Annotated in this window: 18 protein-coding genes; 10 read left to right on the top strand and 8 right to left on the bottom strand. The window is 64.7% G+C overall.

Annotated elements, in window-relative coordinates; all coding sequences use genetic code 11:
• Positions 1-5: 5 nt before the first annotated feature.
• The 3 genes from INT40_RS14590 to INT40_RS14600 all read right to left on the bottom strand — a co-directional run bounded on the left by INT40_RS14590 (position 6) and on the right by INT40_RS14600 (position 4,980).
• Positions 6-1,493: a phytoene desaturase family protein gene (locus tag INT40_RS14590; RefSeq protein WP_096146931.1), complete on the bottom strand. Its 1,488-nt coding sequence runs from the start codon at positions 1,491-1,493 to the stop codon at positions 6-8.
• A gap of 15 nt (positions 1,494-1,508) precedes the next feature.
• Positions 1,509-3,422, bottom strand: coding sequence for a DUF3556 domain-containing protein (locus INT40_RS14595; RefSeq protein WP_096159457.1), 1,914 nt, complete (start codon positions 3,420-3,422; stop codon positions 1,509-1,511).
• 262 nt (positions 3,423-3,684) lie between these two features.
• Positions 3,685-4,980, bottom strand: a complete 1,296-nt coding sequence (locus INT40_RS14600) for a PucR family transcriptional regulator (RefSeq protein ID WP_096146933.1) — start codon at positions 4,978-4,980, stop codon at positions 3,685-3,687.
• A 147-nt stretch (positions 4,981-5,127) separates the two neighbouring features.
• On the opposite strand from INT40_RS14600, the gene INT40_RS14605 reads away from it, so the two are divergent.
• The 6 genes from INT40_RS14605 to INT40_RS14630 all read left to right on the top strand — a co-directional run bounded on the left by INT40_RS14605 (position 5,128) and on the right by INT40_RS14630 (position 13,272).
• Positions 5,128-6,675, top strand: a complete 1,548-nt coding sequence (locus INT40_RS14605) for a class I adenylate-forming enzyme family protein (RefSeq protein WP_219618362.1) — start codon at positions 5,128-5,130, stop codon at positions 6,673-6,675.
• Positions 6,676-6,838: 163 nt separating this feature from the next.
• A complete protein-coding gene (gene hutI / locus INT40_RS14610; protein ID WP_180959934.1) occupies positions 6,839-8,125 on the top strand; it encodes an imidazolonepropionase in 1,287 nt (428 codons plus the stop codon).
• Between the two features lie 101 nt (positions 8,126-8,226).
• Complete coding sequence (hutH, locus tag INT40_RS14615) at positions 8,227-9,936, top strand: histidine ammonia-lyase (RefSeq protein WP_193096382.1); 1,710 nt, start codon at positions 8,227-8,229, stop codon at positions 9,934-9,936.
• Position 9,937: 1 nt separating this feature from the next.
• A complete protein-coding gene (locus tag INT40_RS14620; protein WP_193096383.1) occupies positions 9,938-11,155 on the top strand; it encodes an allantoate amidohydrolase in 1,218 nt (405 codons plus the stop codon).
• The gene (locus INT40_RS14625; protein WP_193096384.1) at positions 11,152-12,519 is read left to right on the top strand and encodes a formimidoylglutamate deiminase; all 1,368 of its coding nucleotides are present in this window, start codon (positions 11,152-11,154) and stop codon (positions 12,517-12,519) included. Before INT40_RS14620 ends, INT40_RS14625 begins: the two co-directional genes overlap by 4 nt.
• 3 nt (positions 12,520-12,522) lie before the next feature.
• Positions 12,523-13,272 (top strand): IclR family transcriptional regulator, encoded by a 750-nt coding sequence (locus tag INT40_RS14630; protein WP_193078625.1) that lies wholly within the window; start codon positions 12,523-12,525, stop codon positions 13,270-13,272.
• 106 nt (positions 13,273-13,378) lie between these two features.
• On the opposite strand, the gene INT40_RS14635 is transcribed toward INT40_RS14630, so the two are convergent.
• Positions 13,379-15,061, bottom strand: a complete 1,683-nt coding sequence (locus INT40_RS14635; RefSeq protein ID WP_193071328.1) for a BCCT family transporter — start codon at positions 15,059-15,061, stop codon at positions 13,379-13,381.
• A 324-nt stretch (positions 15,062-15,385) separates the two neighbouring features.
• Entirely contained in the window at positions 15,386-15,766 is a 381-nt protein-coding gene (locus tag INT40_RS14640; RefSeq protein ID WP_101573398.1) for a VOC family protein, read from the bottom strand.
• Positions 15,767-16,098: 332 nt separating this feature from the next.
• Between INT40_RS14640 and trpS the strand changes: the two genes are divergently transcribed.
• The gene (gene trpS, locus INT40_RS14645; protein ID WP_101573396.1) at positions 16,099-17,139 is read left to right on the top strand and encodes a tryptophan--tRNA ligase; all 1,041 of its coding nucleotides are present in this window, start codon (positions 16,099-16,101) and stop codon (positions 17,137-17,139) included.
• A gap of 86 nt (positions 17,140-17,225) precedes the next feature.
• On the opposite strand, the gene INT40_RS14650 is transcribed toward trpS, so the two are convergent.
• The 3 genes from INT40_RS14650 to INT40_RS14660 form a co-directional block, all read right to left on the bottom strand.
• The gene (locus INT40_RS14650) at positions 17,226-17,591 is read right to left on the bottom strand and encodes a type II toxin-antitoxin system death-on-curing family toxin (RefSeq protein WP_101573394.1); all 366 of its coding nucleotides are present in this window, start codon (positions 17,589-17,591) and stop codon (positions 17,226-17,228) included.
• Positions 17,588-17,791: a CopG family transcriptional regulator gene (locus INT40_RS14655; protein WP_101573392.1), complete on the bottom strand. Its 204-nt coding sequence runs from the start codon at positions 17,789-17,791 to the stop codon at positions 17,588-17,590. Before INT40_RS14655 ends, INT40_RS14650 begins: the two co-directional genes overlap by 4 nt.
• A 99-nt stretch (positions 17,792-17,890) precedes the next feature.
• A complete protein-coding gene (locus INT40_RS14660) occupies positions 17,891-19,096 on the bottom strand; it encodes a methyltransferase domain-containing protein (RefSeq protein ID WP_193078626.1) in 1,206 nt (401 codons plus the stop codon).
• Between the two features lie 211 nt (positions 19,097-19,307).
• On the opposite strand from INT40_RS14660, the gene INT40_RS14665 reads away from it, so the two are divergent.
• Genes INT40_RS14665 through INT40_RS14675 form a run of 3 tightly spaced genes read left to right on the top strand, consistent with a single transcriptional unit; the run spans position 19,308 to position 22,480 of the window.
• Entirely contained in the window at positions 19,308-20,714 is a 1,407-nt protein-coding gene (locus tag INT40_RS14665) for an amidohydrolase family protein (protein ID WP_193096385.1), read from the top strand.
• Positions 20,711-21,436 carry a sulfite exporter TauE/SafE family protein gene (locus INT40_RS14670; protein ID WP_198397418.1) on the top strand — a complete coding sequence of 242 codons (726 nt, stop codon included), beginning with the start codon at positions 20,711-20,713 and terminating at the stop codon, positions 21,434-21,436. Before INT40_RS14665 ends, INT40_RS14670 begins: the two co-directional genes overlap by 4 nt.
• A 24-nt stretch (positions 21,437-21,460) precedes the next feature.
• Entirely contained in the window at positions 21,461-22,480 is a 1,020-nt protein-coding gene (locus INT40_RS14675) for a LacI family DNA-binding transcriptional regulator (RefSeq protein WP_096159445.1), read from the top strand.
• Positions 22,481-22,512: the final 32 nt, after the last annotated feature.

The raw sequence follows: 22,512 nt of genomic DNA on the forward strand, positions 1-22,512 counted from the left end.
CTCCTTCATGAGTCGTCAGCATTGATCGTCTGGGTGGTTCCAGCAGCGAGAGCTCGCTCGCTACGTCCGACGATATCCTTCAGTGATTGTTTGGCGGCCAGAAAGCCGCACATTCCGTGGGCGCCGGGACCAGGAGGGACCGCCGCGGAACACAGATAGACTCCCGGCCGATCGCGACCGGGCGAACTCAGCCGATACGGGTTGACACCCGGTGTCGGACCGAGGACCAGCTGGAGTGGGTCTTTCCTGCCGGTGAGGATGTCTCCGCCGACGAAGTTCGCATTGAGCGATTCGATAGCTGCAGTCTCGCGTGGCGTCACCGCCGCAATCCGATCACGGGTTCCGGGTGCGAAGCGTTCGATCTGGTCAATGATCGCTTCGGTGGCATCACCGTCGTAGCCGTTCGGTACATGCGCATAGGCGTCGATCGGCACAATCGAGCCCTTCGCCCGCCCGGGATCCGCAAGGTGCTGCTGGGCGAGTAGCACATATGGCCTCTCCGGCATCCGGCCTCGTGTGGTCTCCATTTCAGCGAACGCCGTCTCCTCGTAGGTTCCTGAGAGGTGGACGGTGCCGGCACGTCGTGACGGCTCATAGGTCCACGGGATCCCGCCGTCGACCGCCAGCGCCACCTTGAATGCCGCCGGTCCGTCGTGCCATCGTTCCAGACCTCGCACCGCATGCACCGGGAGTGAGCTGCCCGCGATGCGGGCCGCCTCGGCGGGACCGGTGTTGAGCATGAGCACATCCGGGTTGCCCAACTCCCGAACGTCCTCGACCCTCCGTCCGGTCTCGACCCGCCCGCCCAGGGACAGAAGGAGCGACTCCATCGCCGAGGTGATCCGACCCGACCCGCCGACTGCCACCGGCCAGCCGTAGTAGTGTGCGGCCGAGGCAAGAGACGTGCCGATTGCTGAAGAGAGCGGTGCGTTGAATGGGCCGAAGGTGTGCGCCGCGACTCCAGACCACAGGGCGCGGGCCTCCTCGGTGCGGAAGTACCTCGCGACGGCTGCCGCGGGCAGTGCCGCCCGCATTCCCAGGGTTGCGAGGTGGAAGGGATGCCTGGGGACGTGGATGAGGGTCTGGAGGAACTCATCGGCAACTGTCGGCATCCGTGAGGCCACGGGGGAGAAGAACCTCCGATATCGTTCAGCATCCGCACCGAGGGTGCGTGAGGTCTCCACCACGGATCGCACGGCGTGGGCTCCGCGACCGCCATCGAGAGGGTGCGAGAACTCGACATCCGTATAGGCCCATTCAAGTCCGTGCTGTTCTAGCGGGAACGTCCGAGCGAACTCCGAGGCCAGTCCGAAAGGATGGTGGCTTGAGCAGTCGTCGTGCACAAGACCAGGAAGGGTGAGCTCGGAGCTGCGGGCGCCGCCCCCCACCCGATCACCTGCCTCGTACACAGTGACCGAGACGCCGGCAGCGGCCAGGGTGATGGCCGCCGCCAGTCCGTTCGGTCCACTGCCGATCACAGCAGCGGTCGTCATTCTCGGGCTCCTCGTCTAGTCACGCTCGGCGGCGTCCTGCAGGGCCGGCTCCGTGGCGAGGTCGTGATGCCTCACCGCAGACTCGGGTTTCTGGGCACCCGCGGATTGCGGAGCGGATTCCATTGATGTCACCGTGGCCCGGGAGGCTGGAGTGTAGTGCGGATCCCTCCACGTCACGTTGAGCGGAATCGGTCCGTTGGGAAGCCACGGCTGCTCCTTGACGCAGTCGGCGACGTTCCAGGTACCACGTTCCACGATACCCACGGCCGCGTCAATGACCATGTAGTCCTGAGTCGACTTGTGGATCGGCTGTGACTCAACCCAGGCGACGACGAACTCGCCGGGCTCGAACTGGCAGCGACGCTGGAGTTCGGCGATGAGATGGTGGTTATGGAGGTGACCGTCACCGAAGTTGAAGCCCAGCAGCGAGTTGCAGGAGAACTCCGCCTCACGGATCGTGGCCCGATCGACGTCGTTGACGTGATGGTACAGCAGCGAGAACAGCCCACGACCCTGACTGTGCATCGATCGCCAGCCCGCGGTCTGCAGCATCGTGATCTCCGCCGCCACCCGCGGGAACTCCATCTCCTGCAGCTGGTCGACCTGGTTCTTCGTCGGACGATTCACGGCATTCAGCTTGTCCTCGGCACCGGGTTGGAAGGCCCAGAGCGCCGAGGCCCAGTTGCCCGCATACTGTCTCATCGACGGCGTGAAGGCGACGAGGTCCGGGCGAAGATTGCCGAGCACGGGGAAGAAGAACAGGCAGGCCAGGGTCGCGACGATGAGCCACGGAGAGCTCGCATCGCCCAGCCCATAGCCGTCCCCATTGGGGTGGCCGAGGAAGAGGAACCCCGCGATGTACATGAACAGAAGATTCCATTCCAGGGGCACAGCCAAAGGGAAGGTGCTCGTGATGAACCCGTGGAAGAGGATCATCAGCAGTGTCCCGGCGAGGGCCAGGGTCCAATCCGTCGAGAGGAGAAGGACAAGCGGAGTGACGATCTCGACGAGAGTGCCGAGGACGTGCCCGATGCCGGAGGCCAGATGGGACGGCCTGACATCGTCGGGGTAGTTGCGATAGTGCAGGCGCCTGATCGCCTTGCCCGGGATGATCGGCGCATTCGAGATCATCGGCGGGATGACGAAGGAGAAGTGCTTGCCGATCTTCGAGACTCCGGCCCCCACCCAGACGGAGAAGATGAGCAGCTTGAGCATAATGATCATGTCGACGAGGCCGTTGCCGAGGAAGGGAACCAGCCCGAAGATGAGAACGGCGGGTCCGTACTGTTCGGCACGGGCGGCGATGAAGATCACCTTGTCGCGCAGTCCCATGATGACGAGAAGCACGAGTGGCACGAACAACAGCGGCGGGCTGACCAGGTTCCCGAGGTCCTCGGGAGAGCCAGCGGCCACGGTCGATCCGGTGACCCCCGGCAGAATGATCGGGACGAAGAGCGCAATGAGCAGCAGCGCATAGAGGACCACATCGAATACCGTGCGGTTGAATCCGTTGGTTCCGGGAACCTTCCCGGGCCACGGCGGCATCCGGATGGTGCCGGGCCGCAGCCAGAACAGGCAACCACCCGTCATCGGCTTGAACTTACCGGCCAAAGGCCCCCACGATCCGGCCACGCCGATGGTCTCAAGCAGGAACGTCCAGAGCACGAGTTTCTGGAACACGATCGGCTCGTTCCACCACTGAGCCACCTGCCACGGGGCGCCGATACCCGAGGTGAGCGTGGCCAGGATGACGCCGACGCCGATGTAGAGAACGGCGAGCTTGAGGATGTAGATGATGTGGAACAGTTTCGGTGAGCCGAACCCGCAGTCGACCCAGTGCAGGACGACGGCCCTGATTCTCTCCGAGAGGGGGAGGGATTCGAATGTCTCAGCGTCAACCGGAGGAGCATCCGGAGTTGTGAGTCCCATGTCGCTTCCTTTCACAGGCAGGTGCCCGACTCCGATGTCGAGCAAGTGGACCTGGAATCACCCTAGGGAGGATGTGCCATGGATCCCATGGATGCTCAGCCGAAGCTCCGCGAAGAATTTGTACTCCCGATACAACACGGCCCTTCACCCGGACGCTCCGTGCGGCGAATGTCCCTCGGGCGGGAATCAGCGTGGCAGAGAGCCCCTTTCATGTGTTTCCCTCTGGGGCGCTCGGCCACAGCCGAGGTGAGGCTGCCGCCTGTCAGCCCTCGGTTCCATAGAGATAATGGTGAGCGTGCAAAGCGGACTCGATGTTCAAGCGGTTCTCTGTCAGTCTCACTCCGAGGGCCGCCTCGGCCATCTCGACCCGGTACCGGATCGAGTTCTTGTGCATGGTCATCGAGGCCGCTGTCGCCGTGTAGCTGAGCTCATGGCGCAGAAAGGCCGAGAGGGTGTTCCGGTGGCGGGCATTCGCCTCGGTGTCATCGGCCAGCGGACCGAGCACCGATCTCACCCACACTCGAGCGGCTTCGACGTCCTGGGCCAGCAACGAGGTAACGGCCATACCCCGGTCATCGTGTGATCTTAGCTCGGCGGGAGCGCGCCCGGCGATGCAGACGCGCTGCACGCGTTCTGCTTCCTGATGGGAGAGGCGAAAACCGGCGGACAAGGCGTGCGCGGAGCCGATCGCCAGATGGATCGAGCCCGACGGCGGCACACGCCGGCGAAGAGAGTCGTCGTACTCCCAGTCGGTCGGCACAGGGATCCACCCCCAGGCGGTGTCCTGGTCCCGGCCGATGATGAGGCAAGCACGGTGGGAGCCGAGCGCGCCGGCGAGGTCTCTGATGGCTGCGGTGAACCGACTCAGCTGACCGTTCGCGTCAGGGGCCGAGTGGTGGGTCCATGCGATGACCGCGACATGACGACCGCCGAGGCTGTAGGCGAGGATCCGCTCGGCCGCCGCGACGTCGATGGGCTCCCCCGCGATGATGCGTCTGACCTGGGTCTCCCTGGCCGTTGTGCGATTGGCCAGCCAGGATTCCCGTTCCTGCTCGTAGAGTTCAGCGACCTTCTGCGAAATCCAGTCGATGTACTCCGAGACCTCGTCGACGAGGTGCTGGAAGACCGCAGAGACGAGCTCCGCCGGCAGCTCCTCGTCCTCGATGACAAAATCGTAGGCGCTCTGGAGCATTCTCTGCTGCCCCAGACGATAGGCCCTGACCAGTGCATTGACGGAGATTCCGCGTTGGGCCAGCCGTCTGGCGTATTCGAATGCGGCGGTCGGCGGTTCCAAGTTGTCCGAGGAGATGCCGTGCTGAAGCGCGTGGAGGATCGTTTCGACATTGCCCTCGATGCTTGCGCTGAGGAGATCGAGGAGAGCCGGTTCGGCACCGAGCTCGGTGATCCTCGTCGCCAGATAGTCGTAGACCCGCCGTGTGAGCTCGGGAATGTGCGGGGTCATGCCCGCAGCGATCCGCGACGCGTGGGTCCGCGCCTCCGCGGTGGAGCTGTCGGCCTTCAGCCCGTCATTGGGTGGCCAGAGCAGATGATCGACCATGTCTGCACAGTACCGCCGATTGAGGCCCGTGGGGACGGCCGAGTCGACGAAAGCGCGAGCTGTGTTTGTATCTTTGACCGAAATGGCGATGGTGATTTGGTCACCGTGCCCAGTGAACGTGCGTCATTGCGTGGCTAGTGTGAGGCCATGATGACTTCGAATCCTGCCCTCATCGACGCGGAATCCTCCGTCTATCCCGTCGCCGAGGTGGTGGGGCTGCCCCATGCCCGCGCCCGAACCAACCCCCACGAACCCTGCCTCAGCTGGCTCGGAGGCAGTTTCGACAATGCTGAGTTCGCCTCCGCTGTCGCGGCCACAACCCACATACTGCGCTCGCGGTTCGGAATCGGTCGCGGTTCGGTGGTTGGTGTGTTGCTGCGCAATGTCCCCGAAATCATCACCACGATGTTCGCCACCTGGTCTCTCGGCGCCGGCCTCACCCCGATCAACCCGGCGCTCACCGACGACGAGGTGGTTTTCCAGCTCGATGACTCCGGCTGTGCCCTGCTCGTGGGGGACTCCCGCGCCGAGGCGCTCGCCAGAGGACGCGGGATCGGCTGCCTTCCGGTGACCGACGGCTGCTTCCACGGTGACATCGGTACCCACGGTGACATGGAGCACTGCACTGGCGTCTCTTCCCACTGCCTCGATGACGTCCGGGATGACGACGTGGCGCTCATCGTCTACACCTCGGGGACGACGGGAAAGCCGAAGGGCTGCGTTCTGGAGCAGTCGAACATAGCCGCCATGGTCTGGTCGATCCTGAATGGTCTCAACTTCGGTGAGAACGCTCGCAGCCTGCTGGTTCTCCCGCTCTTCCACTGCAACGGCCTGCTCGCTGGAACGGTCTCACCTCTCATGCTCGGCGGCAGCGTGCATATGATCCCGAAGTTCGACCCCGAGTCATTCTGGGACGTCGTGGAGGAGGAGCGCCCAACCTATTTCTCTGCTGTGCCGACGATCTTCTCGATCCTCGAGGCGACGACGACTCGGGATGTCGACGCTAGTTCCCTGCGCTTCGTCATCTGCGGTGCCGCCCCGATGTCCCCGGACGCGATCACCCGGTTCCAGACTCGTTTCGATGTCGACATGGTAGAGGGCTACGGTCTCTCGGAGTGCTCGGTGTGCGCCACGATCAACCGAAACGATGGTACGAGCAAGCCGGGAACCGTCGGGCCAGCACTGCCAGGAGTGAGCGTGGGAATCACCGACCCGCACGATCGACTGCTCGAACCTGGGGATGTCGGAGAGGTCGTGATCGCCGGGAGGACGGTGATGCGCGGGTACCTCGGCCGATCGGAGGCCACCGCCGAAGTGCTCAAGAACGGGTGGCTGCACACCGGGGACGTCGGATACCTCGATGAGGACGGCTTCCTCGTCCTCGTCGATCGGATCAAGGATCTCATCATTCGCGGCGGGGAGAACATCTATCCCAAGGAGATCGAGGATGCGCTCTTCGAACATCCTCAGGTTCTCGAGGCAGCGGTGGTCGGAAGCCCCGATGACATCTACGGGGAAATCCCCGTGGCCCATGTGGCTCTGCGCGAAGGAGCCGCCGCTTGTGAAGAGGACCTGCTAGCCTTCCTCGAACCGCGACTTGCGCGATACAAACTCCCGACGGAGATCAACATCCACGCAGTCCTGCCGAAGAATTCCGTGGGCAAGATCGTCAAGGGCCAGCTGCGCGGGAGCTGAGCAGTCGAGAACGAAGATCGTCCCCGCCTGACGCCCGAACGCCCTGAGTGCCCGATCACGGTCTGTCCGAAATATCAGACAAATTCTGCCCGACCCGGTTCTGCCATACGCCCCGGCGGTCCATACTGAGGATGAACCATTCTCAACCGTTAAGGACCTTGTCGTGCAGCTCTTCACCGGGATCAGCGAATTGGTCGTCAACGACCTCGACAATGTGGGCGAGCTCAACGTCATCGAAGACGCGGCTCTCCTCATCGACGATGGTCGCGTCGTCTGGTCAGGACCGTCCGCTCAGGCGGACACCGTGCTCCGGGACCACCTCGGCGAGGCACGATCTGAGACCTCGACCGGCACCGTCCTCAAGGACGATGACATCACCAACGGCGAAGTCACCTCGGCGAGTGCCGGCGTCGAATTCGAAACCATCGACCTCGGGGGCAAGGCCGTCATCCCGGGCTTCGTCGACAGCCACAACCACCTCGTCTTCGCCGGGGACCGGTCGGCGGAGTTCGCCGCGCGCATGGCCGGGCAGAAATACTCGGCCGGGGGCATCGCCACCACGGTCGCAGCCACCCGCGCGGCGAGCGAGGAGGAGCTCGAGGCGAACCTCGTCCACCTCCTCGGCCAGGCCACACGGCAGGGCACGACGACCTTCGAGATCAAGTCCGGATACGGGCTGACCCTCGCCGACGAGCTGCAGGCGCTGCGCATCATCAACCGGCACACCGAGGAATCCACCCTCATCGCCGCCCACGTTGTCCCGCCGGAGTACAAGGACAACCCTGAGGCCTACGTCGACCTCGTCATCAACGAGATCATCCCGGCCGCGACCGGCCAGGCCAAGTGGATCGACGTGTTCTGCGAAAAGGGCGCATTCACCGAAGACCAGACGCGTCGCATCATCGAAGCCGGCAAGGCCGCGGGCATGAAACCGCGCCTGCACGCCAACCAGCTCACCGATGGGGGAGCACTCAAGCTCGGCGCCGAACTCGGCTGCGTGTCCGTCGACCATGCGACCTTCGCCTCCGATGAGGACCTCGCAGTCCTCGCCGCAGCCGGCACCGTCGTCACGCTGCTGCCGAGCATCGAATTCTCCACCCGCCAGCCCTACCCCGACGCTCGCCGCTACGTCGAGGCCGGCGTGAGACTGGCGATCGCCACGGACTGCAACCCGGGCTCAGGATTCTCCAACAGCATCCCCTTCACGATCGCCATCGGCGTGCGCGATATGCACTTCACCGTCGAACAGGCCGTGTGGGCCGTCACCGCCGGTGGAGCCAACGCCCTGCAGCGCACCGACGTCGGCCACCTCGGCGCCGGAGCTCGGGCCGACCTCGTCATCCTCGATGCCCCCAGCTACCGGCACCTGGCCTACCGGCCCGGGGTCCAGCTGGTCGAACGCGTCTACTCCGGCGGCGAACTCGTCGCCGACAACCGCCCACAGGTCTGACCCGCAGGTCTGACCCGTCCAGAGCCGAGCTCGGCCCGCCCACGTCTTCACCGTCTGATGACACACACGAACGCATAACTCACTCAACCGAAAGGTCCCAGATGTCAGTCTTCATCGATCTCGATCCCGATACCCTCACATTCGCCCAGGTGGTCGACGTCGCCCGCCACGATGCGAAGGTGGCCCTGAGTGAGACCACCCTGGCACGCGTGAACAAATACCGCGAAGCCATCGACGCCCTCGCCCAGGCCGAGAAGCCCGTCTACGGCGTCTCCACCGGCTTCGGGGCACTGGCTCAGCGCCACATCCCCGCCGAACTGCGCACCCAGCTGCAGAAATCGCTCATCCGCTCCCACGCCGCCGGCGTCGGCGAACCCGTCGAACGCGAGGTCGTGCGCGCCCTCATGCTGCTGCGCGCCCGCACCCTGGCCACCGGCCGGGCAGGTGTCCGCGCCGAGGTCCTCCAGACCTACGTCGATCTCCTCAACGCCGGCATCACACCGGTCGTCCACGAATACGGTTCGCTGGGCTGCTCGGGTGACCTCGCTCCACTGTCTGCCTGCGCACTCGTCGTCATGGGCGAAGGCGTGGCCGCCGGACCCGACGGAGTCGCCGGACCCGCCGATGAGATCCTGGCCGCGGCCGGCATCACCCCGGTGACCCTGGCCGAGAAGGAAGGCCTGGCGCTGGTCAACGGCACCGACGGCATGCTCGGCATGCTCATCATGGCCCTGACCGACCTGGAGAACCTGCTCACCGCCGTCGACGTCTCCGCTGCCATGAGCATCGAAGGCCTCTTCGGCACCGACGCGGTCTTCGCCCCCGAACTCCACTACGCACTGCGCCCCCACGACGGCCAGTCCGCGGCAGCCGCGAACATGCTGACCTCGCTGAAGGACTCCGGCATCACCGCCAGCCACCGCGACTCGGCCCACCTCGTCCAGGACGCCTACTCGATGCGCTGCGCCCCGCAGGTCAACGGTGCCGCCCGCGACGCCGTGGCCTTCGCCACCCAGGTCGCCGAGCGCGAACTGCGTGCGGCCATCGACAACCCCGTCGTGCTCACCAACGGCATGGTCTCCTCCAACGGCAACTTCCACGGCGCACCCCTTGCACACGCCCTGGACTTCCTCGCCATCGTCGCCGCCGATGTGGCCTCGATGTCCGAACGCCGTACCGACCGGATGATGGACGTCACCCGCAACCAGAACCTCACCCCGTTCCTCGCCGACGATGCCGGCGTCGACTCGGGCCTGATGATCGCCCACTACACCCAGGCCGCGATGGTCTCCGAGGCCAAGCGCAACGCCAGCCCCGCCTCGGTGGACTCGATCCCGTCCTCGGCCATGCAGGAGGACCACGTGTCCATGGGCTGGTCCGCCGCCCGCAAGCTGCGCAAGGTCGTCGACAATCTCGCCAGCGTCGTCGGCATCGAGTTCTACGCCGCCTCCCGGGCCTGCGATATGCGCGAAGCGTCACCGGCACCGGTCACCGGCGCCGTGATCTCCGCGATCCGCGAAACCGTGCCCGGCCCCGGCCCGGACCGCTTCCTGTCCCCGGAGCTGGCCGAGACGATCTCCAAGGTCAAGGACGGCTCCCTGGTCGCCGCGGCCGAATCTGTCTCACCGCTGCAGCACACCGTCACCGAAGCTGCCGGAACCTGGCTGCCCGAAGGCGGATCACCCGCGGTCAACGACCCCGAGTTCACCGCACTGGGCAACCTCGACGCTGCCGCCGCAGCCTCCGGTACGGATGCGGCAACGACTCACCAGGATGCAGCCGACTCCAACGGTTCGGGCGAGGCGAACTGAGATGAGCGATGTCGTCTCCCTCCTGTCCCAGATCGAGGACACCGGCCGTGACACTCGCGGTCCCGGCTACCAGCGGTCCGGGTTCTCGAACACCGAACGCGAACTGCGTGACTGGTTCCTCGCCGAGGCGGCCCGTCGTGGCCTCGACACCGAGATTGATGACAACGGCATCACCTGGGCGTGGGCGACTGCGCCCGGTGACAATGCCGTCGTCACCGGCTCCCACCTGGACTCCGTCCCTGGCGGCGGAGCCTTCGATGGCCCCCTCGGTGTCGCCTCGGCGCTGGCCGCCTTCGACGAACTCAAGTCCTCCGGTGCACTCGAACGCGCCCAGCGTCCACTGGCGCTCGCCGTCTTCCCTGAGGAAGAGGGCTCGCGCTTCGGTGTGGCCTGCCTGGGATCACGCCTGATCGCCGGCGCCATCGACTCAGACCGGGCGCTGCGTCTCACCGATGCCAACGGCGACACCTTTGCCGATGTCGCCCGCGGCTACGGTCTCGACCCGAACCGCATCGGCACCGACACCGCACGGCTGGAGAAGGTCGGCTCCTTCATCGAACTCCACGTCGAGCAGGGCATCGGTCTCATCAACACCGACCAGCCTGTGGCGATCGGCTCCTCGATCATCGGCCACGGCCGCTGGCACTTCGCGTTCTCCGGTCAGGGAAACCACGCCGGGACCACGCCGATGAGCCACCGCGCCGATCCGGTCGTCGCCGGCAGCCGCGTCATCGGTGACATCCCGGTGCTCGCCGCCAGCCACGACCAGGCGGTCGCCACCGTGGGACGCACCCTCATCCACCCGGGCGGGACGAACGTCATCGCCTCGGGCATGAACTTCTGGCTCGACATCCGTCACGCCGACGACGCTGTCGTCAAGCAGGTCCTCGAGGCGATCTCGAAGCGCGCCCGCGAGCATGCCGAGGGTGCCGGCGTTGAGGTGTCGATCTCCCAGGAGTCCTACTCACCGACGACCTACTTCACCGCCGAACTCAACTCCCGGCTGACCTCCGTGCTGCCAGACGCACCGCTGCTGCCCTCGGGTGCCGGACACGATGCGGGCATCCTGGCCCCACACGTGCCCTCGGCGATGCTCTACGTACGCAACCCGACCGGAGTCTCCCACGCACCCGAAGAGGCCTGCGAAGTCGATGACCAGCGCGCCGGAGTCTCCGCCCTGGCCAAGGTCCTCGAAGGGGAACTGGGGGCCGCATCATGAGCACGCGCTTCTGGTGCGAGACCGCCTGGGTCGACGGGCAGGTCGCCACCGGCGTCCTGCTCACCGCCGATGAGACCGGCACCCTGACCTCGGTCGAGACCGGGATCGACACCCCACCCACCATCGCCGAGGTGGTTCCCGGCTTCACCCTGCCCGGTGGAGTCAACGCCCACTCCCACGCCTTCCACCGCATCCTGCGCGGACGCACCCACGGCGACGGCGGGACCTTCTGGACCTGGCGCGAAGTCATGTACTCCGTGGCCGCGAAGCTGAGCCCGGAGAACTACGAAACCGTGGCCCGCGCGGTCTTCGCGGAGATGCTCGCCGGCGGCTACACCTCGGTGGGCGAATTCCACTACGTCCACCACGCACCCGACGGGACACCGTATGGTGCCGGCGATTCCACCCGCGCACACGCGATGGAACGGGCGCTGGCACGAGCGGCCACCTCGGCGGGGATGCGGATCCGACTCCTCGACACCTGCTACCTCACCGGCGGCATCGACTCCGAGCTCTCGGCAGAACAGGCTCGGTTCGGTGATGGAACCATCGACGGTTACATGGACCGCCATGCCGCGCTATCGGAGTCCTTCGCCACCGAGTTCCCGGTCATTTCCCCTGGCGAGAGCTTCGTCCACGTGGGGTCGGCCATCCACTCGATCCGCGCGGTCCCGGCAGCCAACCTGCCCAGATTCGCCGAACTTGACGAACCAGTCCACGTGCACCTGTCCGAGCAGCCAGCGGAGAACGAAGCCTGCCAAGCCGCCTACGGCACGACACCCACGCAGGTCCTCGACCGCTCGGGTGTGGTCGCGTCGAACCTTTCGGCCGTCCACGCCACGCACCTCAGCAATGACGACATCGCGAGCCTGGGCGGGGCCGAAGCCAACATCGTGATGTGCCCCTGCACGGAGGCCGACCTGGCCGACGGCATCGGACCGGCCCGCGAACTCGCCGATGCGGGAGCGACGATCTCGATCGGCTCCGATCAGCACGTCGTCCTCGACGCACTACGCGAGACCCAGGGCCTGGAAGCCGGGGAACGACTGCGCTCAGGCCAGCGAGGCCGTTTCTCACCGGCCGAGCTCATCACCTCGCTGACGACGGGTGGGGCACGCAGCCTCGACCTGCCCGTCGGAGAACTGGCCGTGGGCAAGGCGTGTGACTTCATTGCAGTGGCCACCGACAGCATGCGCACCTTCGGTTCGGTGGGAGAACAGATCATCCTCTCGGCCACCTCGGCGGATGTGCACATGAGCGTCACCGGCGCCCAAGTTCGGGTCCGCGACGGTGTGCACACCGAACTCGGTGAGATCTCTGAACTGTACCGGGCTGCGTTCGCGGCACTGGAGATGGAGGACTGAGTTGTGGCTGAGGTTCCAGCACTGCGGCGCTCGATCGCGATTCTGCGGCACTTAGCGTCGTCGAATCGCCCGATCACCGCCGGTGCACTGGTCCGGGCGTTGGAGATTCCCCGCTCAAGCGCCTACGAGCTGCTCACCGTGCTCGAGGAGCTGGGACTCGTCGTCCGCACCGAATCCGGCTACGCGCTGGGCGCCGGCGTGCACGAGTTGGGCAGTTCCTATCTGCGCACGAACCCTCTGCAGCGTTTGGCCCAACCCATCGTGCGGCAGCTGGCCGACGACACCGCTGCCACAGCTCAGCTGGCCGTCATCCGCGGTTGGGAAACCGTGTACGTGCTCAAGGAGCAATCACTGAAATCGGTCGCCGTCATCACCGCCACGGGTGTGCGCATGCCCAGCTACCTGACGGCGACGGGGCGGGCGATACTGGCGCATCTGCCCAAGTCAGAAGTGCTGGCGATGTTCCAATCCGAATCCGGGTTCGTCACCCGCACCGGTCAGGGCCCGACCACGGTCAAGGCGCTCAACGCGATCCTGGCCCAGGATCGGCGAGCCGGGTGGGCGATCGAACACGGCGAGGTCACCCCGGGAATCTCAACGATCGCGGCCCCCGTCTACGATGTCCTCTCTCGCCCGATCGCTGCCATCGGACTCTCGCTGGCCGGTGATGCGCTGACCGAGGACACCGACACGGAGCCGCTCGTGGACCGGGTCCTCGCAGCCGCCGCCGAGGTGACCGCCAAGCTGCGGTGACACTCCAAAGAATCAAGCAGCGGCGTCGAGCGGACCACTTAGCGTCGATAGGGCAGGTTATAGAGTCTCCCATCGAGGCTAAGTGGTCCGCTCGGTGAAGCTGGAGTCAGAGTCCGAGAACGCGCTTTTCGCGGGCGACTTCCTCAACGATCTGATGGTCGCTGCGCAGCTCCTTGATCAGAGCGATTCCGAGAACGACGACGATGACGGTGAATGGCACCGCAGAGAGCATCGCCGCCTGCTGCAGAGCCTGGAGTCCACCAAGGAGGAGCAGCACGATCGCGCACGCGCCGGTGAGGAATCCCCAGGTGGCGATGACCGGACGGTGCGGCTCGAACGAGCCTCGCGAGGACAGCGAACTGAGCACGAAGGTGTTCGAGTCAGCAGAGGAGACGAAGAACAGGATCACCATGATGACGGTGAAGATCGAGGCCAGAAGCGAGAGCGGCAGTTCTTCGAGCAGGCTGAAGAATGCGGTATCGAGATTGGCCGTAGTGGCCTCCCCGATCTTCGCTCCGCCCATGTCGAGCTTGATCGCAGACCCGCCCATGATGGTGAACCAGAGGAAGAACACGGCACTCGGAACGAGCAGCACGCCGGCGACGAACTGGCGGATCGTGCGGCCCTTGGAGATCTTGGCCAGGAAGATTCCGACGAAGGCGCTCCACGACAGCCACCAGGCCATCATGAAGTAGGTCCAGCCCAGCATCCATTCGCTGTCTGCCGCGCTTGAAGGCGTCATGAAGCTCAACTGCAGGAAGTCGCCGGCGAAGGAACCGACCGAGCGCACGAACAGATCGGCGACGAAGCCGCTGGGCCCGGTGATGAAGACGAACAGCCCGAGGACGGTCGCCATAGTCAGAGTGATCTGGGAGACGTATTTGATGCCGCGGCCGACGCCGGAGAGAGCCGAGCCGGTGAAGAGCAGCGTCAGCACGCCGATGACGACGACCTGCAGAGTCAGGGTGGCGTCGACGCCGAACACGACTTTGAGGCCCTCACCGATCTGAGAGGCGCCGAGGCCCAGTGAGGTTGTCGTGCCGAACAGGGTGGCGATGATGGTGAGGATGTCGATGAACTTGCCGACCCACCCGTCGACGAACCGCCCGAGCACTGGGCGCAGCATCGTCGATACGAGAGCCGGGCGACCTTTCCGATGTGTGGAATAGCCGATGGCCAGGCCGAAGACTCCGAAGATGGCCCAAGCCTGGAAGCCCCAGTCGAGATAGGAGAACTGCATGGCGCGGACCGCGGCGTCCATGGTCTCCGGCTCTGCCAAGCCATGTGGCGGGACCATGAAGTGCGACATCGGCTCGGCCACACCGTAGCTGACGAGGCCGATGCCCATGACCGCTGCCAAGATCATCGCCAGCCAGGCAAAGGTGCTGTATTCCGGCCTCGAATCCGCGGACCCGAGACGAAGACGGCCGAATCTGCTGGCCGCAAACCACACGAGCATGACGATCGCGGCGAATGGCACGACGAGATAGATCCAGCCGAAGCCCGATGAGACTGCGGTCATCGCAGTGGTCATGATGTTGCCCAGGCTCTCCGGTGAGATCGCAGCCCAGAGCACGAAGGCGATGACGAAGGCCACCGACCAGTAGAAGACGCTGCCGATGGGGCTTCGCTGAGCGGAGTCGGCATCCTGTGATTCTGCTTGCGCGGCTGCCGCGTCCGCGGCGATCCTTTCGGATGCAGTGGTCCTTGCCGCGGGGGCAGGCTCCGAGTCGGCTTCAGGCCCGGGGTCAGGCTCCGGTTCAGGTACGTGGTTGTCCAGCATCGTCATCGTGGTCTCCAAGCTCGAGCCAGCCTCGGCGGCGGGCAGGAGTCTTCGTCAGGGGGCGGTGGGGGTAGTGCGCAATGGCAAGAAACAGGCTCCGCGAACTGGGGTGTTCGTGGAGCCTTGTAGGTGACGAGTGTATTCGCTTTCGATTGGAAAGACCGACTCGTTTCGGCACATCAGTGGAGAGTGTGACGTTTCTCGCCCCAGTAGGCCTAGTGCCAGCGACCCCTCCTTTTCGCCGAAAGCACACCTTAGCGTCGAGCGCATACTCCCTAAAATATGCGCTCGACGCTAAGGTGTGCTTTCGACGCGCGACCCGGCGCCGGTTCACAGATAGGGCTGGGTGATGAGCTCCAGATACATGCCCGACGGGTCCAAGAAGTACACGCCACGGCCCCCATGCTCGGTGTTCGTCTCATGCAGTCGAGTCCGCTGCGGGTCTGCCCAGAAGTCGAGGCCACGTTCGTCCAACAGCGCCACCGCGCGATCGAAATGATCATCCGTGCAGACGAAGGCCATATGCACGGGCTGTATGTCGAAGGTCTGCGGGGGAGACGCGAACTGCAGCATCACACCCCCGTCGAGCATGATGTTGGAGAAGACTCCCCATGACTGAGTGTGCTCGGCCTCGAGGATGTCGACGTAGAACTGAGCGGATGCCGCCGGATCGGCGGCGGCGATGATGGTGTGGTTGAAGGTTGCTGACATGGTGTCCTTTCGAAAAGTGGGTTCAATGAGAGAGCTTCTCGAAAGGGGGCGGACCGCGAACTCTGGGCTCGCGTCCACTGCGGCTCAACTGAGGACCGGGTTACCGATCCGTGAGCGGCTGAAGGCCTGTCCGGTCATAGATCACAGCTTAGTCCAACCGACCCGCAGTCGAAGCGCAATCGCGACAGGCATACACTGGTCGCATGCGTTTTTCCCGACTCAACTGGTGGTGGCTGCAACTGGCAGCCGACTGACGCATTTTCGCGGGCTGCATGGCAGCCCGCTTCACCTGTGGGACCCCTCCGTGCAGCCCTTTACGCATTGGAGAACACATGGATTCCTACGACGCCACACTGTCCCGCATGCCGCGCCTTCACAACGATGTTGACGCGAATCCCGGAAACTATCGCATGCTCTCGGGCGAACGGCCGACGGGCCGACTTCACCTCGGGCATCTCTTCGGTTCGGTGCTCGAGCGCGTGAGGCTGCAGAACAAGGGGATTGAAACCTTCATCATCCTCGCGGACTATCAGGTGATCACCGACAGGGACACCTCGGCGAATGTGAAGAACAACGTTGCTGAGGCGATCCTCGACTATCTGGCGGCAGGGATCGACCCGGCAAAGACGACCATCTTCACGCATTCCTCGGTCCCGGCCCTCAACCAGCTGCTGTTGCCGTTCCTCAGCCTCGTCACCGACAGCGAGCTGCGACGAAATCCCACGGTCAAGTCCGACCTCGAGGCCTCCGACCGGCCACTCAGCGGTCTGCTGCTGACTTACCCCGTCCACCAGGCCGCCGACATCCTCTTCTGCAAGGGCAACCTAGTGCCGGTGGGCAAGGACAATCTGCCGCATGTCGAGATCACGCGGACGATCGCCCGGCGCTTCAACGAGCGTTACGGGCACGTTTTCCGAGAACCCGAGGCCATGGTCACCGAGACGCCCGAGGTGCCGGGCATCGACGGGCGGAAGATGTCGAAGAGCTACGGCAATGCGATCGCTTTGGGGATGAACGAAGACGAGACGACTCGGCTCATCCGTAAGGCCCGCACCGATTCTGATCCGCATATCAGCTTCGACCCCGAGCAACGACCAGGTGTGTCCGCGCTTCTGACGACCGCTGCCTTCTGCTCCGGATCCACTCCGCAAGCCATCGCGGATGAACTGGGTGATGCGGGATCGGGTGCGCTCAAGGCCACCACTGCCGAGGCGGTCAATGAGTTCTTATCGGAACATCGCAGCCGTCGTCGGCAGTTGGAGGCGGACAAGACGTACGTCGACGGAATCCTGGCGGAAGGCAACGATCGCGCGAACGCGATCGCCGATTCCACCCTCGCCGAGGTTCGGGCCGCGATGGGCATGGACTACTGAGCGGCGTGATATCGCAGCAGAACTGCAATCGCAGTCTGTTGAGTGTGACTAATTGTGAGGGTTCAAGCCCTTCCGGGATCCTGTTTTCAGCCGTGCCACGTTCTCAACTTCGCCGCGATTTCGGCCGTCTCCATGCTGCCGCTCGCGATCGAAATGACAAGAGCGTAGGCATCGTCGTCCGGCGCATCGAAACTGACCCCATTGAGATCATAGAAGACGGCGAGGCTGAGCCAGCCCAGCCGCTTATTGCCATCGACGAGAGGATGATTTCGGACGATCGACTCCAGCAGGACCGCGCCCTTCTCGTCTGTGCTCGGATAGACCTCGGTGGCCCACAAGGTCGTCGTAGGTCGGTGGGCAGCGGAATCAAGCAGACCGAGGTCCCGAACCGGTCCAACATTGAGATCGGCGACCAATTCGAGGAGATCTTCAGTGTGGAGGTAGATCGTCACTTTCCGAGCCGGTCGAGCAGATCGCCATACCGTTCGCGGGCGCGCTTCGAGGCGTCGCTGACTTGTGCCTCGTGGCCCCGCCTCTCGGCCACCTCGTGGATTGCATTGATGATGAGCGCCTGGCGGCTCACCCCGTCTTGCTCCGCGAGGCGAGTCAGGAGCTCTTCGTCATTCTTGTTCAAACGCAGTGTCATTGCCATGTGTCAATGATACCAATGTGGTATCAGATTTGGCTACGGCGCTGGAAGGGAAAATGTCATGTCAGCTGCTTCGCCGTCATGCTGATGAGATGGCTGATGTCACCGCCGCCGCAGCACTACGGCGACTTCGAGATGCTTCGTATGCGGGAACATGTCGAAGACTCGCGCCCGCTCGACGGTGCAGCTGGGCATCCGGTCAAGGTCCTTGGCCAGAGTGAGCGGATTGCAGCTCGAATAGACGATGTGATCGATCCCGGATTCCTCAAGAGCCGCTGCCAGCCGTGCCCCGATTCCTCGCCGAGGTGGGTTGACGATCACACAATCCGGTCGTTCACCGCCGGCCAGGTTCGCCTCGGCGAAATCCGTGGCATCACCGGAGGTGAACTCGACAAGGGCCGTCGACGAGGAGCCGAGGCCGAGCTCGGCGGCGCTGATCTTCGCGGAATCGATGGCCTGCTCGCTCAGCTCTACGCCGGTGACGGTGCGCGAAGTCTGCTGATCAGACTCCTTCGCGCAATACAGCGCGAACCCGCCCACTCCGCAGTACAGATCCCACAGCGAGCTAGGTGAGATCTCGTCCACCCACTCAGCGACCTGATTGTAGAGAGCGATCGCCACTTCGGTGTTCGTCTGGAAGAAGGACTGCGGGCGCAGATGCAGGTCGACCCGGTCGAGATTCATGCGCAGCGAGTCCCCCAGCAGCAACTCTTCGTGACTGCCTTCGAGCACTGCCTTATGCTCGGGCAGCAGGTTGACGGAGATGACAGTGGCCATGGGTATCAGCTCGATGAGCTGGTCACGCCTGGACCGCAGCGCGTCGAGTCCGTGCTGGCTGCGGACGACGAACCTGATCATCAGGTCTCCGGACGGTGCCGCGGTGACATGGACGAACTTCAGCTCACCTCGGCGAGCTTTGATGTCATAGGGGTCGAGGTTCGTGTGGTCGAGAAAGCCCGCAAGGGTCGGGATCACAGTGCGGATCTGTGCGGACTGGATCCCGCACTCGCGCAGGTCGACCCCGTGGAAGTCCTGGTCCAGGATGCCTAAGGTGACGGCGCCGGCCGAGCCGCCCACCGCCAGCTTCGCCCGGTTGCGGAAATCGCTGTCGGCCCCGACCACGGCAGGCAGCCAGACATCGGGGGAGTGGTCGGCAAGTACCTCGCGGCACCATGCCTCTTTGTTCGCGACCTGATCGATGTGGGTGGTTTCGATGAAGGTGCAGGAGCGGCACAGTCCCTTGTCGAAGTAGTGACAGTCCAAAACCCCGTGAGCCGCCGAGGTGGGGGTGAGGGGCAATGGTGTCATAACCCCATTTTACTGCGTCGGTTCGGTGCGTGCTTCACCGTCGTTCGCCAAGCCGGCTACAGTCTCCCCGGCCGTTGACGCGCACCGCCGCTGCCGCGTAGACTGAAGATGACCAAATCGATTTGGCTCGCCTTTGACCGGCGACCTTTCGGTATCGTGGACCACGAGGAAATGCAGGGTCGAAGAGGCCCCTGCGACGACGAAGGATGACATGACCCAGCTGCGCACACTGCACCAGGCCCCGACGCTGCTCGTTCCCGAACAGGTCTTCCTTCCCGAAGGCCCGCAGCGCGATCATGCGGTGCTCATCGCTGAGGGGCGCATCGTCGACGTCGGACCCCTCGAGGCTGTCACAGCAGCGGCTCCGGAGAATATGGTGCGCATCGACCTGCCCGGCCGGCTCCTCATGCCGGGCTTCATCGACTCGCACCATCACCTCACGCAGTCCTTCGGCAAATCGCTCGTCTTCGGCGAACCTTCCGAGATCTTCCAGCGCGTCTGGGTTCCGATGGAGGCGAACATGGACGCCGAGGCCATCGACGTCGCCACCCGACTGGCCGCCTGGGAATCCTTGCGCGGCGGGTTCACGACGGTCGCCGACGCGGGCACTCGCGCCAGCGTCGACGTCTCCGCCATCGCCGATGTCACTTCCGCTGTCGGACTGCGGTGCGTCCTCGGCGTGATCTGCAACGATTTGGGTGGAGGGGCGAAAACCGCGAACCTCGCCGAGGTTCTCGCCGCCGCCCAGCATCACCTGAGCAGGTGGGACGCGGAACCTCTGGTCCACCCCTCGCTGGCCGTGTCCATCCCCGAGGTCGCCTCGGACGAGGCCCTTGTCGCGATCACACAGCTGGCACGCGAAGCCGGAGTCCCCTTCCAGACCCACCTCAACGAACACCTCGCCGCGGTCGAACGATCCCTCATCGCCAACAAAGAGCGTCCCCTGGAACGACTGGCCCGCCTCGGCGCCCTGGGACCCGAACTTCTGGCCGCGCACGCAACACTGCTGACTCCCCGCGAAATAAGACTGCTGGCCGACAGCGGAGGAGCCATCGCCTACAACCCTGTCGCGAGTTCCTGGAAAGGCAACGCGGTCGCCCCGGCACTGCTCATGCACGAACTCGGCATGCGCATCGGTTTGGGCACCGACGGGACCCGCTCCGATGCCTTCCGCCTCCTGGACGCAGCCGAAACAGCACAGCGACTGACCGGTGGAACCGTCGTCGGCGACTCATCGAGCGGCGGTGGCTGGACCTGGCTCGAACAAGGGCTGCGCGGGGGAGCAGGCGCCGTCGGACTGGCCGGACAGGTCGGAGAGATCGGCCCAGGAGCACTCGCAGACCTGCTCGTGGTTGATCTCGACGTCCCCGAATTCGTTCCCTCCTGGGATGTGCCCTGGGAACTCGTGCGCATCGCCAACCGCGATCAGATCGAGGCAGTGATCGTCGATGGCAGACTCCGGCTTGAGAAGGGGTGGCCTGTCGACTGGGACGGACGTGCCTTCTTAGAGCGTGCCCGCGAGGTCTCAGGCCGAGTCGTCGCCGATTCTCCGATCACCCGCATCGACCCATCGGCGAGCGAACACCGCGCCGCGTGGATGAGTGAGCACCGACTGTGACGGTCCTGGGCCTGTCGATCCTCGCCTTCAGCATCGTCGCGATCACCGTGCTGCTCTCGGCCTTCGTGCAGGGCTCGACAGGCATGGGCTTCGCGATGATCACCGCCCCCGTCGTCAGCTTCATCGACCCGAGCCTGATCCCCGTGATGCTGCTCGTGCTGATGATTCCGCTGAACTTCTACGTCGCGGCCCGGGAGCGATCCGACATCCATTGGCACGGGGTGAAGTGGATCAGCGTGGGCCGTTTTGCCGGCACGTTCTTCGGGCTCTGGATCCTCGTCATCGTCAACCTCCACCAACTCGCCCTGCTCATCGGCTGGTCGACGCTGGTGGCCGCCGTCATCGCGCTCCTCGCCCCGAAGTTCGCTCCGAACAAACCCGTTCTGGCCATCGTCGGCCTCATCACCGGTGTCACAGAGACCTCGACGGGTATCGGCGGACCGCCCTACGCCCTGGCCTACCAGCACAGTCCCGGCCCGGAGCTGCGCTCCACGGTAGCCGTGTGCTTCCTCGTCGGGGAGGTCATCTCACTGATCGTCCTGGCCATCAGCGGTCAGGTGAATGGGCCGACGATGCTGTTCACACTCGCCATGCTGCCCTTCTTGGCCATCGGTTCGTTCCTCAGCCGATACGTCCACCACCGCCTCGACGGCCCGGTGCTGCGCTACATCGTCCTGGGCTTCGCGATCGTCTCCGGCGCCATCGTCATCATCCAGTCGTGACTTCCCATCCAGTAGGCTGAAACCATGGGTGAAACTTCGCGACCGGTCCGAGCCACGATCGCTGATGTGGCACGTGAGGCCGGTGTCTCACGCACGACCGTCTCCCATGCCCTCAACGGTCTGGGCAAGGTCAATTCCGCGACTCGGGACAAGGTCAAAGAGGTCGCCGCCCGCCTCAACTATCGACCCAGCGTCCGGGCTCAGAGCTTGCGCTCCGGCCGTTCCCAGACGCTCGCGCTGCTGTCGTCGATGCCCTCGGCGGTCTCCGCCGGGCCCTCGCAATTGGGCTTCTTCACCGAGCTCGCGATGGGCTGCGCCCGCACGGCACTGCTCGAGGGCTATGTCTTCGTCCTTGCCCCGCCCGACGGCGACGCCAACCCCGTCGACCGGCTCGACATCGACGGCGCGATCCTCCTTGAACCCGCGACCGATGATCCCATCGCCGCAGCACTGAACGAACGAGGCATTCCGTTCGTGGCGATCGATAGTCCGTCGAGTCAACGGACAGTGGACCTGCGCCATGAAGAGACCGCAGAGCTCCTCGTCTCACATCTCGTGGAGCGCGGAGCACAGCACCCGGGGCTCGTCATGGGTTCGGATCGGCGCAGATCACAGGCTGCCGCCCGGGAGGTCTATGAGGCTGCTGCCGCGCGTATCGGCTTCACCCCTGTGATCGCCGAGGCGGACGAAAGTGATGGTGAAGACGGCGGGTACCGCGCATCGACTCGGCTGCTGGCCGAGCATCCGGAGGTCGACGGACTGGTCGTCCCCATCGATGCATTCGCGACCGGCGCCGTGCGAGCAGGTCAGGAAGCGGGACGGACCATCGGAGGCGATCTGCTCATCGCCACACGGTATGACGGTCTGCGCGCCCGCACGAGCACTCCGCCGCTGACCGCTGTCGATCTGGGACTCGATGCGATCTCGAGCGAGGCCGTCGAACGCCTCGTGGCCATTCTCGACGGCGATTCCGGGCCGGAAGCGTCGAGCGGAGCATCCGCACCGACCCTCGTCGCCAGAGAATCGACATCCGGTCCCGCCTGATCAGTCGTAGAAGAGCGGTGCCCGCCTGATCA

The sequence above is a fragment of the Brevibacterium sp. FME17 genome (assembly GCF_014897515.1).
In the GTDB taxonomy this organism is placed as follows: domain Bacteria; phylum Actinomycetota; class Actinomycetes; order Actinomycetales; family Brevibacteriaceae; genus Brevibacterium.